The sequence below is a fragment of the Corynebacterium sp. SCR221107 genome, assembly GCF_027886475.1.
Classification (GTDB): Bacteria; Actinomycetota; Actinomycetes; order Mycobacteriales; family Mycobacteriaceae; genus Corynebacterium.
The window spans coordinates 1877304-1892884 of record NZ_CP115670.1 but is presented as its reverse complement, the minus strand read 5'-3'; the positions used below and the strand labels follow the sequence as shown (position 1 = coordinate 1892884).

Genomic DNA, 15581 nt, shown 5'->3' with positions numbered 1-15581 from the left:
AATCCTTGTTCGCATTCGTGCTGCGGGTGTCGTGGGGTGGTGCTAGATATGTAAGTCATGGTCATTCCCATCCCCTTATCAGAAAGCAGTAACGAGAACCTCCCGAAAGCTGCGGCTGAGGAGGCCCTTACGGCGTCTTCGGTCGCGTGGCTCCGGCAAAAGCGCAAGCTCATCCTCAATGAAGGCGAACGTGTCCAGGTGGCGCACGGCATCAAGAAAGTGGGGCTTGCCCTTGATCAGATGAAGGCGCCGGCTGCGTGGTACACCTATTACATTCTGGCGGTGGTCGCCTTTGTCGGCTTAGTCCTCCTCGGAGTGCTGTGTTTTGAAGGTGCAGCTGAGCTGCAAAGGAGCCTGTCATCATGAGAAGCCGCGGAAATTCCGGTTGCGCCATGCTCATTCTCATCGCAGTGGCTCTGTCATTGTTGATGTGGGCGCTTACCCTCGCCCTCTACTTGCTCGGTGGTGTGCTAGTCGTCCTAGCCTTCGTCAGCGTCTATCGAGCGATAATGTTGGCGAAGGAATCGAAGGTCCAGGTCAAAGAGCAGCAGGCAGCACTTGAGGAATTCGAGCAGCTCAAGGCCGAGGCCAGCGCCGACCTGGCTACCTTGATTTCCCAGTGGGACCTGCTCGTTGTCACCCGAGGTATCGGGACGGACCTGCAAGATGACATGGTGGCCATCAGAAAGATGCAAACCCAGCTCTTTAATGCCAAGACCCTCCTCGATACCGCAGCCGATCACGAACACACGGCGCAGGCAATCAACATGGCCGATGATCTTCGCTATAGCGTCCGCCGCTTCATCGAGCCGACCGTTTCCTAGTGGAATAATGAGCGAGGTTGTGTTAGTATTCTCTGAGCTTTTCTACTGCGGTCCACAGCAGTTCGAAGCCGCAGGTTGAAAACTTGCGAATTTTTTCATGTGGACTGAAATATTTATAGGAGTACTACTCATGGCATTGTCCGCTGAGCAGAAGAAGTCCATCCTCGCCGAGTACGGCCTGCACGAGACCGACACCGGTTCCCCGGAGGCTCAGGTTGCGCTGCTGACCACCCGTATCAACAACCTGACCGAGCACCTGAAGTTCCACAAGCACGATCACCACTCCCGTCGTGGTCTGCTGCTTCTTGTTGGTCGCCGTCGTGGCCTGCTGAAGTACTTGGCTGCTAACAACGTTGATCGCTACCGTGACCTCATCTCCCGCCTGGGTCTGCGTCGCTAAGCAATCAAGGCTTGTGGCCTTATTTGAGGATGCTTAAGGGACTGCCCAATGCAGTGCTTGAGCAATACCGCGCACTCGCCTATTAGGGTGCGAGTACCTCACAACCCGCGAATCACACTTTGTAGTGCTGATTTGCGGGTTTTTTCGTGCTAAACTTCCCAAAGTTGCAAATTCGAAAACTATTAAGAATTGGTAAAAGGTGGCACCGATGACCACCGACACAACGTCTGATTGACAAGGAGACGTCAGTTTTGAGCAACACCAAGGGACAGATTCAGTTCTCTGAAGATCCTGATTATGGAGTAACCGAGGCCATCGTAACCATCGATAATGGCGATTTCGGAACTCGCACCATCCGTTTTGAGACTGGGCAATTGGCCCGCCAAGCGGACGGTTCCGTCACCACCTACCTGGATGATGACACCATGCTGCTCGCCACCACCACGGCCTCAAAGCAGCCCCGTGAAGGCTTCGACTTCTTCCCGCTAACCGTGGACGTCGAGGAGCGGATGTACGCCGCAGGCCAAATTCCCGGCTCCTTCTTCCGCCGTGAGGGCCGTCCCTCCACCGAGGCCATTCTGGCGTGTCGTCTGATCGACCGCCCGCTGCGCCCCACCTTCGTCAAGGGCCTGCGCAACGAGGTGCAGGTCGTGGTGACGGTTCTTTCCATGAACCCCACCGACCGCTACGACGTCGTCGCCATCAATGGCGCCTCCGCCGCCACTCAGCTGTCCGGCCTGCCCACCTCCGGCGCCGTCGGCGGCGTACGCATCGCTCTGATTTCTGATGAGGCGCACCCAGAAGGGCAGTGGGTTGCCTTCCCTACCGAGGAGCAGCACCAGGCCGCCTTGTTCGAGCTCGTGGTCGCAGGACGCATCGTTGCCAAGAAGAAGGGCAACAAGACCATCGAAGACGTTGCCATCATGATGGTCGAGGCCGGTGCCACCGAGCATGTGGTCGAGCGCATCGCTGGCGGAGCCCCTGCGCCGACGGAGACCGTGGTCGCCGCAGGCCTAGAGGCAGCAAAGCCCTTCATCGAGCTGCTGTGCCGCGCTCAGGCTGGTCTGGCTGAGCGTGCAGCGAAGGAGACCCAGGAGTTCCCGCTGTTCCCGGCCTACACTGACGAGGTCTACGCTGCGGTGGAGAAGAAGGCTTCGGCCAAGCTCACCAAGCTCTTGACGATCAAGGCCAAGCAGGAGCGCGACGAGGCCACCAACGAGTACATGGTGCAGGTCGAGGACGAGCTCATCGATTCCTTCGAGGACAATGAGAACGCCTCCAAGGAAATCCGCGCCGCCTACAACGCGGTGATGAAGAAGATCGTGCGCCAGAAGATCCTCACCGAGCAGTTCCGCATCGACGGCCGCGGTGTTACCGACATCCGCGACCTTTCCGTCGAGGTTGACCTCATCCCTCGTGCGCACGGTTCCTCCCTCTTCGAGCGCGGTGAGACCCAAATCCTCGGCGTGACCACCTTGAACATGCTCAAGATGGAGCAGCAGATTGACTCGCTGACCCCGACCACCTCCAAGCGCTACATCCACCATTACAACTTCCCGCCGTATTCCACCGGCGAGACCGGCCGTGTGGGTTCCCCGAAGCGCCGCGAGATCGGGCACGGCGCGCTCGCCGAGCGCGCGCTCGTGCCGGTGATTCCTTCCCGCGAGGAGTTCCCGTACACCATCCGCCAGGTCTCTGAGGCTTTGGGCTCAAACGGCTCGACGTCTATGGGCTCGGTGTGTGCCTCGACCCTCTCGCTGTACAACGCCGGCGTGCCGCTGAAGGCCCCGGTGGCCGGCATCGCCATGGGCTTGGTCTCCGATGAGGTCGACGGCGAGACCCGCTATGTTGCGCTGACCGACATCCTCGGCGCCGAGGATGCCTTCGGCGACATGGACTTCAAGGTGGCCGGTACGTCTGAGTTTGTGACCGCACTGCAGCTGGACACGAAGCTCGACGGTATTCCTTCCGAGGTGCTCGCCGCCGCACTGGCACAAGCTCGTGATGCCCGCATCACCATCTTGGACACGATGGCCGAGGTCATCGACACCCCGGACGAGATGAGCCCGTTGGCTCCTCGTATCACCACGGTCACCGTCCCGGTTTCCAAGATCGGTGAGGTCATCGGCCCGAAGGGCAAGACCATCAACCAAATCACCGAGGAGACCGGTGCGGACATCTCCATCGAGGAGGATGGCACCGTCTACGTCTCTGCCACCAGCGGCGAGGCAGCCCAGGCCGCAATCGAGAAGATCAATTCGATTGCCAATCCTCAGCTGCCGAAGGTCGGTGAGCGATTCCTCGGCACTGTTGTCAAGACCACCGCCTTCGGCGCGTTCGTGTCGCTGGTTCCCGGCCGCGATGGATTGGTCCACATCTCCAAGCTGGGCAACGGCAAGCGAGTGGAGAAGGTCGAAGACGTTGTCAACGTCGGCGACAAGATTGAGGTCGAAATCCTCGACATCGACAACCGAGGCAAGATCTCCCTCGGACTGGTCAGCAACGAGGACTAGCCTGCCACACTCAGCAGGAGAGTTCCCGCCTGAGACATGATGGGGCGTCGCTAGGCACCACAATTTCTTTTCATCCCATAAGGGGTGGGAAGGAAAGGTCGGACCGGCGGCGCCCTGTGGCATAAACGGGATGTTCCTTGGGCATTGGCTGTAGTGCAGTTGAATACGGAAGCTTCCCGACGACAAGGGGTTCGCCTCGTGGAGGTCGCTATCACCAGTTGCTCAGCCAGTGTCCTAGACTTGTTCAAAGAGCTTGGAGATACGCGGAGAAATTCTCCGCGAATTCCCCAAAGCAGATGTGATTTTTTATTTCTTTTTCAGAAGCTACTTCTAACAGCAAGGAGTAAGACACGTGGCAATCAAGGTAGGCGTTATCGGTGCCAAGGGGCGCGTTGGGCAGGCCGTGTGTGAGGGTGTGAACGCCGCAGACGATCTCGAGCTGGTGGCTCAGATCGATAAGGGAGATTCTCTCGAAACTCTGCTTAGCACGGGAGCTGAGGTCATCGTGGACTTCACCGCACCGGCAGTGGTGATGGATACCCTTGAGTTTGTCCTCACCCACGGCATCAACGCCGTGGTGGGTACAACCGGCTTTACTCAGGAGCGTCTTGCGCAGGTCGAGCAGTGGGCGAAGCAGGGCGGAGCCAACGTGCTGATCGCCCCAAACTTTGCCATCTCTGCGGTTTTGACCATGCAGTTTGCCAAGCAGGCAGCGCGCTTCTTTGATTCTGCTGAGGTTGTTGAGTACCACCATCCGAACAAGCTGGACGCACCTTCCGGCACCGCCATTCACACCGCCGAGGGTATCGCCGCTGCGCGCCGCGAGGCAGGATTGGGTGTGATGCCGGATGCCACCGACCAATCCCTTGATGGTGCCCGTGGGGCTGATGTTGATGGCGTGCGCGTACATGCAGTCCGCATGACTGGCATGGTTGCGCACGAGGAGGTCATCTTTGGCGCCCAGGGGCAGTCCCTGACCATCCGTCAGGATTCCTATGATCGCAACTCCTTTGTGCCGGGTGTGCTCGTTGGCGTGCGTGAAGTCGCACATCACGAGGGCCTGACCGTGGGACTTGAGCACTTCCTCGGACTCTAGACCGATGGCCCGGCAAAAACTGCTCAACGTCCAGATCGTGGCCTGCTCGCACTTCATGCCACCTTCTGACATTGACTGGGAGACGGATGCCACCGACTCGGAAGCCCTCATAGAGTTTGCGGGGCGGGCGTGTTATGAGTCCTTTGATAAGCCCAATCCCCGCACGGCTACTAATGAGGCCTATCTGCGCCACATCATGGAGGTGGGGCACACGGCGTTGCTGGAGCACCCCACGGCAACGCTGTACATTCGTGGGTTGTCGCGTTCGGCAACACATGAGCTCACCCGGCACCGTCATTTTAGTTTCTCGCAGCTATCGCAACGATTTGTTCACCAAGATCAGACAGAGGTCATCGTTCCACCGCTCATCGATGAGGATGAGCAGCTACGCGAGATCTTTCTCAACACTGTCGATGTTAGCCGCTTGGCCTACAACGAACTGCTGGAAGCGCTAGAGGAAAAGCTTGCCGACGAGCCTAACGCCCTGCTGCGAAAGAAGCAGGCGCGGCAGGCCGCCCGCGCGATCTTGCCGAATGCGATGGAGTCGCGCATCGTGGTGACCGGAAACTTCCGGACGTGGCGTCACTTCATCGGAATGCGTGCCTCCGAGCATGCTGACGTTGAGATCCGAACCTTAGCAGTTGAGTGTTTAGAGCTTCTGCAAAACCAGGCCCCCGTGGCCTTCGGTGATTTCGAGGTCACTACCTTGATGGATGGCTCGAAGATGGCAACGAGTCCATACGTCACCGACTTCTAAGAATTCAGAGGCAATCGCGGACGATTGATCGGCTTGATCTGTGACTTTCGGCGGCTTCAATCTTTGCGATAGGACGCGCACTCAAGGTGTGCGGGGTGGCAGGTTTGAGGGGGAAAGCGTTGGCGGCGCACAGTGATGTTCATTCATCCTGTGCGCCGCCTTCTGTCTTTTCGTCAAGCCCGCGTGGTCTCACCAACTGTGGCGCACAAGGGGGAGTAAAACCAATACGTCGTGTGGTCGGGCCGTGGGGTAAGCTGAAAAGATTGACTCTAAAAAGGGGTACTGGTTGTTCTTGGCGTGGCGAACACTGTGTGCGGGCGTAGCAGGGCAAAGGGGGTGGTATGCGGCAAGAATGCAAGGTGTGTTGCGGGCGCTGGCGACGTCGGAAAGCGACAAGCATTGAACGAGATTTGCTCATTGCGCATCGGGGGAGTCAATTTCCGAAAAAGGTGAGCGCAGGGGGTCTTTCCCTGTGCGATCGTGTCCCGTACCGGCGGTGCGCCCACCTTCGCGTTTGGCATGTCTCACATCCTCACCGACATCTTCGGCAATGATTCCCTCCAGGCCTTCTGGTATCACTTCGCCATCATGTTTGAGGCCCTTTTCATCCTGACCACGATCGATGCGGGAACCCGCGTGGCTCGCTTCCTGCTCTCTGACACCTTCGGTGCCATCCCCGGTCTGGGCAAGTTCAAGGATCCGCACTGGAAGCCGGGTGCGTGGATCGCAACGGCTGTCATCTGCGCCGGATGGGGTTCAATCTTGCTCATGGGTGTGACTACCCGCTGGGCGGAATCAACATGCTCTTCCCGCTGTTTGGTATTGCGAATCAACTCCTGGCCGCCATCGCCTTGAGCCTGATCCTCGTCGTGGTGGTGAAAAAAACCGGTTTGAAGTACGCGTGGGTGCCAGCCATCCCATTGGCGTGGGACGTTACCGTGACTTTCTACGCCTCGCTACAGAAGATCTTCAGCGACACGCCGTCCATCGGATACTGGGCGCAGCACAGCGCGTTCAAGGACGCGAAAGAACAAGACCTTACTACCTTTGGCACGGCAAAGACGCCGGAAGCCATCGATGCCGTCATCCGCAATACTGCGGTTCAGGGCACCTTGTCGGCGTTGTATCTCGTGTTAGTCGCCATCGTTGTGGCCACATGCCTGGTGGCGACGGTAAAGGCAGCGCGCCAGCATGCCCAGGGGCACACCCCAGCGACCTCGGAGGAGCCTTATGTTGCCTCCGCGCTTTTCGCACCCGAGTCGATGGTTCCCACCGACGCCGAGCGTGTCTTGGTCAAGGCGTGGGAAGCCCGCAATCCTGGAAAGCATGTGGGGCATTAAATGCACGCTGTTGTGAAAATAGCCAAGTCCGTGTGGTGGTACCTCGGTGCCGTGGTCGGCGATCATGACTACGACAACTACGTCGCCCACCGCCGCCAGGCTCACCCAGGGTGCGAGGTCTTGTCCAAGCGCGACTATTGGCGCGAAAGATACGCCAATCAGGATAACAACCCGGCCTCGCGCTGCTGTTAAGCAAACGCTCGTCCCCAACGTCCATAGCTTGAGGCCCTAGGTTTTTCCGTAGGAGAGTGATGAGGTCGTGCTTGGCCACAGGTGCATGAGGGTTTATCTTCGCCGTGGCCCAGGCATCGACCGTGGCGGTTTGGCCTGTCGTGATTGCTTTCCGACGTTCACAGGCGGCATGCTTCATGGTGTGTGGACGGCAAGCTGAAGCAGACGCCATGGGAATACTGGGCAAAGAAATTGCCAATCAGACAAGCCGGTTCGTTTTCTCTCCCTTGAAAGGAAGGAAGGCGTGCTGGCTTGCAGGCTGTTTGGGGAACCTACCGACGGTGATGTCACTATTGCATAGCGCAAGGCTTAGCAGGGGTCGCTGGGATTGGCCTTGGGATGCAGGAACGGGATTAAGCGATGGGCACTGGTGGGGAAGGCGCCCACAAGCTTGGCGAGTGCGGGGGAGAGAGGAAAACGACGAAGCAGTATGGGGATATGTGGGGCAAAAAGTTGGGGTGGTGATGGGCACAGCGGGAGAAAGCAGGTAACCTTACCATTCATGAGCACAGGTTCGACAGCGAATAACGGCAGCGAGTACTTCGGTACTGTTTCTGTTGCCATCGTCACCCCCTTTGATTCCGAAGGCCAGCTTGACCTCGCCGCCGGGCGTCGTTTGGCCGCGCACCTGGTAGCCAATGGGGTTGACTCTCTCGTTCTCGCCGGAACCACCGGTGAGTCACCGACAACCTCGCTGGATGAAAAGATCAGCCTGCTCAAGGCCGTGAAAGAAGAGGTTGGTGATTCCGCAAAGATCATTGCGGGCGCCGGCACGAACAACACCGCAGCATCCCTTGCGATGGCCAAGGCTTCGGCCGAGGCTGGCGCAGACGCGTTGCTGGTTGTGACGCCTTATTACTCCAAGCCCAGCCAGGAAGGTATTTATCAGCACTTCCGCGCCATCGCTGAGGCGACACCTCTTCCTATCTGCGCCTACGATATTCCGCCTCGTTCTGTGGTGCCGATCCAGCCGGAAACCCTGCGCCGGATCGCACAGTTGCCAACCGTCAAGGGCGTCAAAGACGCCAAGGGAGACATCGCAGCGGCAACCCCGCTGATTCAAGAGACTGGGCTTGCCTGGTACTCCGGCGATGATCCGCTTAATCTCCCGTGGCTGTCGGTTGGAGCAACTGGCTTTATCTCCGTCATCGGACATCTAGCACCTCAGCTCTTGCGCGAAATGCGAACCCTATTTATTAACGGCGAACTCGACAAGGCGCGCGAAATCAATGCGCGGCTGTCCCCACTCGTCTCGGCACAGGGCCGCCTTGGCGGCGTGACCTTCGCCAAGGCAGGACTGCGTTTGCAGGGCATTGAAGTAGGCGATCCGCGTCTGCCGATCATTGCTCCCAACGAGCAGGAAGTGGAAGAGCTCCGCCACGATCTAGAAAAAGCTGGAGTCCTATAAATATGACTGAACCCCGTAGCCGCTCTCGAAAGGTGACCCGTAAGGCTGGGCCGCCGGAGGCTAACGAAGCGCCTGTATTCCAGGCACCGGAAGTAACTGACGCGGGTGCTGCAGAGCACAAGCCCGAGGGAAATGCCAACAAGGGCGGCGGCCGAGGACGTAACACCAATAAGCGTTCGAGCAACAGGTCTCGTCGCGGCGGCAATGATGCTTCGCGCACCGATTCAAACGGCAATCGCAACGAGCGTGGCGGTCGCGGTCGCGAGCGCCGCAATGTGGTCAAGTCCATGCAGGGCGCCGATCTCACCGAGCGTCTTCCGCAGCCACCCAAGGCCCCGAAGAACGGCCTTCGCATCTACGCGCTTGGTGGCATTTCCGAAATCGGCCGTAACATGACGGTCTTTGAGTACAATAACCGCCTGCTCATCGTTGACTGTGGCGTGCTGTTTCCCTCCTCCGGCGAGCCTGGCGTGGACTTGATCCTGCCCGATTTCGGACCGATTGAAAACCAACTCGATCGCGTCGAGGCTCTCGTTGTCACGCACGGTCACGAGGACCACATCGGCGCTATCCCTTGGCTATTGAAGCTGCGCCCTGACATTCCGATCATCGCCTCCAAGTTCACCTTGGCACTGATTGCTGCTAAGTGTCGGGAGCACCGCCAGCGGCCAAAGCTCATCGAGGTCAATGAGCAGTCCGTGGAAAACCGCGGTCCTTTCAACATTCGCTTCTGGGCTGTCAACCACTCAATTCCGGATTGCTTGGGCGTTGCCATCAAGACGGGAGCGGGTCTGGTCGTTCACACCGGCGATATCAAGCTGGATCAGACCCCGCCGGATGGGCGTCCGACCGACTTGCCAGCGCTTTCTCGCTTCGGCGACGAGGGTGTGGATCTCCTTTTGTGCGATTCCACGAACGCAACCACCCCTGGCGTTTCCGGCTCCGAGGCGGAAATTGCTCCCACCTTGAAGCGTTTGGTCGCAGATGCCAAGCAGCGCGTGATCCTTGCTTCCTTCGCCTCTAACGTGTACCGCGTGCAGGCTGCTGTGGATGCTGCCGTGGCCGCTGGCCGCAAGGTTGCCTTCAATGGTCGTTCGATGATCCGAAACATGGAGATCGCCGAGAAGCTCGGTTACCTCAAGGCGCCACGCGGCACAATTGTCACGATGGATGACGCTGCCAAGATGGCCCCCCACAAGGTCATGCTGATCACCACCGGTACCCAGGGCGAGCCGATGGCAGCGCTTTCGCGCATGGCGCGTCGCGAGCACCGTCAGATCACTGTCCGTGATGGTGACCTCATCATCTTGTCCTCCTCGCTGGTTCCCGGAAACGAGGAAGCGGTGTTCGGTGTGATCAATATGCTGGCCCAAATCGGTGCCACCGTGGTCACTGGCCGCGATGCCAAGGTCCACACTTCCGGCCACGGCTACTCCGGCGAGCTGTTGTTCCTCTATAACGCCGCACGCCCGGTCAACGCGATGCCGGTGCACGGCGAATGGCGCCACCTGCGCGCGAATAAGGAACTGGCGATTTCCACCGGCGTGGAACGCGACCGTGTGGTGCTGGCTCAAAACGGCGTTGTCGTCGACCTCGTCGATGGTCGCGCCCGCGTTGTAGGCCAAATCCCAGTCGGTAACCTCTACGTCGACGGTGTCACCATGGGCGACATCGACGCCGAGGTACTCGAGGAGCGAACGTCGCTGGGCGAGGGTGGTCTCATCGCCATCACCGCGGTCATCGACAACCGCACCGGCCGCCTGCTGGAGCGCCCAACCGTCCAAGCAAAGGGCTTCTCCGAGGATGCTGTCGCCATGATGCCGGAAGTCACCGACCTGGTGGAGTCCACCATGAATGATCTGGCTGCGGAGGGCGAAAACGATCCTTATCGCATGGTCCAGCACCTTCGTCGCAAGGTTTCTCGCTATGTTGAGCAGACTTGGCGTCGTCAGCCGATGATTATGCCGACGGTCATCCCGACCACCACTGCGCAGGTCACCGCCGACGACGATGAGATCCGCGCAACCCGCGAAAGCCTCTAACGCAAGCTAGAAAGGCAAGCTCTTAAAGCTAACCCCTGTCGTTCTCCCCGGACTGCTCGTGCGGTGCGGCGGACGAAGACAGGGGACTTTTGTATTACCGTGGCTTGTCAAGTTGGGCCCGGTGGCGGGGATGCGGAAGGCGCCGGGCGAATGCCGAGCAACGCGTGGATGAGCGAACAAAGGAAGCTTTCAGCTGACACATACGGTGGAGTGAAATTTGGGGTCGTCGGCAAGCACAAGGCGTCCATGCGTACCGCGCCGGTGGGGGAGAGGGGGGCAGGGAGGAATTGGCGATGAAGGCGCTAGAGTTGATGCCATGATTCTGGTTGAACGGTTGAAAGACGCACTGGCGCAGGCCTTGCTTACAGTTGGTCCTGATGCACCGACCTTGTGTGAGGGCTGGACCGCGGCGGACCTAGCCGCGCATTTGTACGTGCGCGAAAATCGCCCTACCAAAGCTGTCGGGATTCTTATTCCTCAACTGGCCAACCGACTTGAAATGGAAATGGCTAAAGTCAAGGGGCAAGACTTGGCTTTTGTGGTCGATGCTTGGCGGAAGGGCAAAGTGTCCAAGCTTCCAAAGGTTGTTCAGCAAAAGATGAACACCCTCGAGTACTTCGTACATTATGTCGACGTTGTCGCGGCCAACCCTGACAAGTTTGCGGAGACAGCAGTCCTGCGTCTTCATGACAATGATCGCCTGGAGCTTATGGCTCACGCACGATCTATGGCAGCGATGTTGTTGCGAGGTTCGGCGGGGCCGGTGGTCTTCGAACCGGTGGGCGGCAAGCGTGTGGTCGTGCACGATCGCCTCGGCGTGGCAGTCCAGGGTGATAGGGTTGCCGTGGTTCGGGGGTCGGCAGAAAATATGGTGCTATGGCTTTTTGGTCGCGCGGCAAGCTACGGCGACGGAGCCGGCGTTGTCGTTGAAGATCCCTACGGTCTGCTCAGGTTGTCTCCCGTATAGGTTTATTGCTGGGGGCAGCTGCTGGAAGGGATTCGGTGGTGATGGATTGGGTCGGGTAGTAGACCCCTTACTAGCTGTATCGGTCCTATGCTTGACCACAACGTCACTAGCGTTACGGCGCTTCGACGAAGCCGCTTTCTCAAGCTGTGGTTGAGGTTTGTCAACTATGCATACTGGACTCGCTTGAAAGGTGAAATTTAAGCAAAACAGTGTTCCGGATGTTGTGAATGTGATTAGAACGTCTAAGCTTGAGACCATGACTGTCAGAAGCGCATCACCGACTCCATCGCGGTCAGGGAAGAACTCTCAGCGTCGGGCCAAGAAGCAACAAAACTCAGGCCCCAAGGGACGCCGCTCACAAACGAGCTTGAGCTATCCTGCTACCTCCGCCCATCGCGCTGCCGACACCTCCAACGAGAGAACCGGCAGCGCCTTTCGTGCTGTCGGTAGTGGAATTACCCAGGCATTCGGCGCCAGCGCTCGGGGAGTAGGCACCTTGACTCGCAAGATTGGCGAAGTGGGGGCAAAGGCTCGTGCCCGTCGCGCCTCCGATGATGCCTATGATGACTTTGACGAGCACTCCTTGGTCGAGGATGAAGCCACGGACGACGACAAGTCGAAGGACCTTGCGCGAGACGAGCAGGCGAAGGCGTCTTCTCGACGCGGTAAGCGTCAACCAGCAACAGATCTTTATGAATCAGCCGAGCAAGCCCGCGAGCGGGAAGCTACACCGCGCAAGCCAAGACAGCGCGGTAATGACCTCGACCCGGGCCAGGCGGAAACACCAGGAACTTACGACGGTTTGGCGCTAGGCCTCATCGCCTTGGCAGTGGTGCTGGGTTCCTCTGTGTGGTTCCACATCGCAGGGCCAGTGGGCGCCTTTATCGCTGAGATGACGCACACAGCGATCGGGGCAGGTGCCCTCATCCTGCCGGTCGTCCTCGTGGTCGTGGCGTTGATGTTGATGCTCGGACTGACACCCAAGCCCGCCGACCGTCCTCGGGTAGCAGTGGGTACCGGAATCATCACGGTGTCGATGCTGGGATTGGTGCACCTGTTCGCCGGAAATCCCACAGATTGGGCTGGACGACGTGAGGCCGGTGGTGCGATCGGCGCCTACCTGGCGGGGCCGTTGGCTGCGGGCTTTAGCTCCTTTATCGCCATTCCCTTACTCGTTATTCTGATCGTTTTTGGCGCGCAGAAGATCACCGGCATTTCCGCCCGCGAGCTTGCCGACGCCATCAAGGACATGGTGGGCTCTGCGCGCGGTGGTCGTCGCTTTGTCGATGGCGATGTCGAGTCGGAATACGATGACATCGATGAGGATGATGTCTACGGCGACGCCGACTCGCAGATCGACGAGATTGCCGCCAGCCGCGGCGGGCGTGAGCCACGACAACTTCCGTTGCCCGACATGCCGAGCTCCGGCACGGATTCCCCACGCGCTCGCCGCGCCTCCAGGCGCAGAGACGACCACGTCAATGGCTATGGGGTCGATCCTCGTCAAGCGTCGGGTTCGCGTGCTACCGCGTCGTCGCAGCGCCGGAACCCGATGGAGGCATACCCGGTTGATGAATTTGCCACCTCTCACTCCGAGGAGTCGCCATATGAGCAACCGACCATGAGCTTTAGGCGTCCTGAGCAACCTCCAGCTAGTGAACCGGTGCGAAAGCCCCGCGACATCGGCGATACCGATGAGATTGCGGTAGTAGGCAAACCCGAGGATGACAACCGCCGTGCTCCGGCGCGCTCGACGTCGGAAAGCACTGCGCCGGCTTCCAACGCTGCCGATTATGACCGCACCGATGCGGTAGAAACGCGCCAAGCGATGGTGGCTGAGGCTGCGAAGCAACGCGACGCCGCCCGCGCACGTCAACAGCAACCTCCAGCGCGGTCGGCGGCACCAGCGACCGATCATCAAGTGATGCCAGTGGCAGAACGTTCTACACCAAAATCGGCTGCGAACCTCATGGAAGGCGCCGTCAGTGCAGCAGGCGTGGCCGGAGAAATGGCCGCGCGCACGCGTGCAGGAGTGCAAGGCGCAGCCGCTGGCGCGGTACCTTCCGGGGCAGTAGCCCTCGGTGCCGGTGGTGTGGCAGCGGCCCACTCGGCTGGCGCCACCGCCGCCCGCGCGGCAAACTCCCTGCCGGATACCCAGCAACAGGCGAAGATCCTGCCTTCTCAAGACAACGACTACGTGCTCCCCAGCACGGATCTGCTCATCCCCGGGCAGCAGCCGAAAACGCACTCTGCGGCCAACGATCGCATGATTGAGGCGATAACCGAGGTCTTCGAGGAGTTTAAGGTCGATGCTCACGTCACCGGTTTTAGCCGTGGACCGACGGTGACTCGCTACGAGGTGGAGCTGGGACCTGGTGTGAAGGTATCGAAGATTACCAATCTCCAGTCCAACCTGGCGTATGCCGTCGCAACGGACAATGTGCGCCTGTTGACCCCGATCCCAGGCAAATCCGCGGTGGGCATTGAGGTGCCCAATGCCGACCGCGAGATGGTGCGCCTCGCCGACGTACTCAATGCGCCAGCCACCATCGCCGATCATGACCCCATGCTTGTCGGCTTGGGCAAGGACATCGAGGGCGACTTTGTTGTGCACTCTGTGCAGAAGATGCCGCACTTGCTGGTTGCCGGTTCTACCGGCTCGGGTAAGTCGGCCTTCGTGAACTCCCTCCTCGTGTCGCTCCTGACCCGAGCCACGCCGGAAGAGGTGCGGTTGATCCTGGTGGATCCGAAGATGGTGGAGCTTACACCTTATGAGGGCATCCCTCACCTAATCACTCCCATCATCACGCAGCCGAAGAAGGCCGCAGCTGCCCTGCAGTGGCTGGTTGAGGAGATGGAACAGCGCTACATGGACATGAAGTCCGCGCGTGTTCGCCACATCAAGGACTTCAACCGCAAGATTCGCAGCGGAGAAATCCAAACCCCAGCCGGATCCCAACGCGAGTATCACCCATACCCATTCATCGTTTGCGTGGTCGACGAGCTCGCCGACCTGATGATGACTGCGCCGAAGGAGATCGAGGATTCGATCGTGCGTATTACCCAGAAGGCGCGTGCGGCCGGTATCCACCTGGTGCTGGCCACCCAGCGTCCGTCGGTGGATGTGGTGACCGGTTTGATCAAGACAAATGTGCCTTCCCGACTGGCGTTTGCTACTTCCTCGGCCACTGACTCCCGCGTCATCCTCGACCAGGGTGGCGCGGAAAAGCTCATTGGCATGGGCGATGGCTTGTTCATTCCGCAGGGTGGGCGTGCCATCCGCATCCAGGGCGCCTTCGTCACGGATGAGGAGGTCCAGGCCGTGGTCGATGCCGCAAAGTCGCAGGGGGAGCCCAACTACACAGAGGGCGTGACCGATGACAAGGCCGCTGAGGCTAAGAAGGACATCGATGCCGATATCGGAAATGACCTGGAGGATCTCCTCCAGGCTGTCGAGCTGGTGGTCACCGCGCAGCTTGGCTCCACCTCGATGCTTCAGCGTAAACTGCGCATCGGCTTTGCCAAGGCAGGTCGCTTGATGGATCTCATGGAAACCCGCGGGGTTGTCGGCCCGTCCGAGGGCTCGAAGGCTCGCGAGGTGCTGGTCAAACCAGAGGAGCTCGAGACCATCCTGTGGATGATCAAGGGCGCGGACCCCGCTGAAGCCCCAAAGGAGATCGATGCCGGTGACGACGGTGGCGCCGAACCGAATACCACGATCGTCGACGCTAACCCCACAGGTGGGGTGTTTTAGGGACGAAGTCGTGCCAGTGCTTTCCGACGATTAACGCCGTCCACATCCCGGTCGCCCGCACCGATTGCCGTTAGCGTTTGAGACCTTGTTGGTATAAAATCGTCGAACGTAATAGGAGGGGAGTACCCCACGTTACGGCGTCGATCGTCAGCACGGTCTTGGCCTTTGAGATTCGGCATTGGAACCGCCTCGTCTTCAAGGAAGCAAGCCCCGGTCACGCCGGCCCGATCTGCAAGAGGGCGGGGGAGA

At 59.4% G+C, this 15581-nt stretch carries 11 protein-coding genes and 1 pseudogene; all 12 read left to right on the top strand.

From position 1 onward, the window contains the following. Positions 1-57 precede the first annotated feature (57 nt). Entirely contained in the window at positions 58-366 is a 309-nt protein-coding gene (locus PAB09_RS08175; protein WP_271033194.1) for a hypothetical protein, read from the top strand. Beyond that, positions 363-824 carry a hypothetical protein gene (locus PAB09_RS08170; protein ID WP_271033193.1) on the top strand — a complete coding sequence of 154 codons (462 nt, stop codon included), beginning with the start codon at positions 363-365 and terminating at the stop codon, positions 822-824. Before PAB09_RS08175 ends, PAB09_RS08170 begins: the two co-directional genes overlap by 4 nt. Positions 825-954: 130 nt before the next feature. Continuing rightward, on the top strand, positions 955-1224 hold the full coding sequence (rpsO, locus tag PAB09_RS08165; RefSeq protein ID WP_271033192.1) for a 30S ribosomal protein S15: 270 nt from the start codon (positions 955-957) through the stop codon (positions 1222-1224). Between the two features lie 251 nt (positions 1225-1475). Then, positions 1476-3737 carry a polyribonucleotide nucleotidyltransferase gene (locus PAB09_RS08160; RefSeq protein WP_271033191.1) on the top strand — a complete coding sequence of 754 codons (2262 nt, stop codon included), beginning with the start codon at positions 1476-1478 and terminating at the stop codon, positions 3735-3737. A gap of 352 nt (positions 3738-4089) precedes the next feature. Then, a complete protein-coding gene (dapB, locus tag PAB09_RS08155) occupies positions 4090-4833 on the top strand; it encodes a 4-hydroxy-tetrahydrodipicolinate reductase (RefSeq protein WP_271033190.1) in 744 nt (247 codons plus the stop codon). A gap of 4 nt (positions 4834-4837) precedes the next feature. Next, positions 4838-5590 (top strand): FAD-dependent thymidylate synthase, encoded by a 753-nt coding sequence (gene thyX, locus PAB09_RS08150; RefSeq protein ID WP_271033189.1) that lies wholly within the window; start codon positions 4838-4840, stop codon positions 5588-5590. 453 nt (positions 5591-6043) lie between these two features. After that, a pseudogene (locus PAB09_RS08145) lies at positions 6044-6930 on the top strand (carbon starvation CstA family protein); the annotation flags it as partial. Further along, entirely contained in the window at positions 6931-7122 is a 192-nt protein-coding gene (locus PAB09_RS08140) for a YbdD/YjiX family protein (protein ID WP_271033188.1), read from the top strand. Positions 7123-7663: 541 nt separating this feature from the next. Next, entirely contained in the window at positions 7664-8569 is a 906-nt protein-coding gene (gene dapA, locus PAB09_RS08135) for a 4-hydroxy-tetrahydrodipicolinate synthase (RefSeq protein WP_271033187.1), read from the top strand. A 2-nt stretch (positions 8570-8571) separates the two neighbouring features. After that, complete coding sequence (locus tag PAB09_RS08130; RefSeq protein ID WP_271033186.1) at positions 8572-10611, top strand: ribonuclease J; 2040 nt, start codon at positions 8572-8574, stop codon at positions 10609-10611. 316 nt (positions 10612-10927) lie between these two features. Beyond that, positions 10928-11578, top strand: a complete 651-nt coding sequence (locus PAB09_RS08125) for a TIGR03085 family metal-binding protein (RefSeq protein ID WP_271033185.1) — start codon at positions 10928-10930, stop codon at positions 11576-11578. Positions 11579-11945: 367 nt separating this feature from the next. Beyond that, positions 11946-15332, top strand: coding sequence for an FtsK/SpoIIIE family DNA translocase (locus tag PAB09_RS08120; RefSeq protein ID WP_271033184.1), 3387 nt, complete (start codon positions 11946-11948; stop codon positions 15330-15332). Positions 15333-15581: the final 249 nt, after the last annotated feature.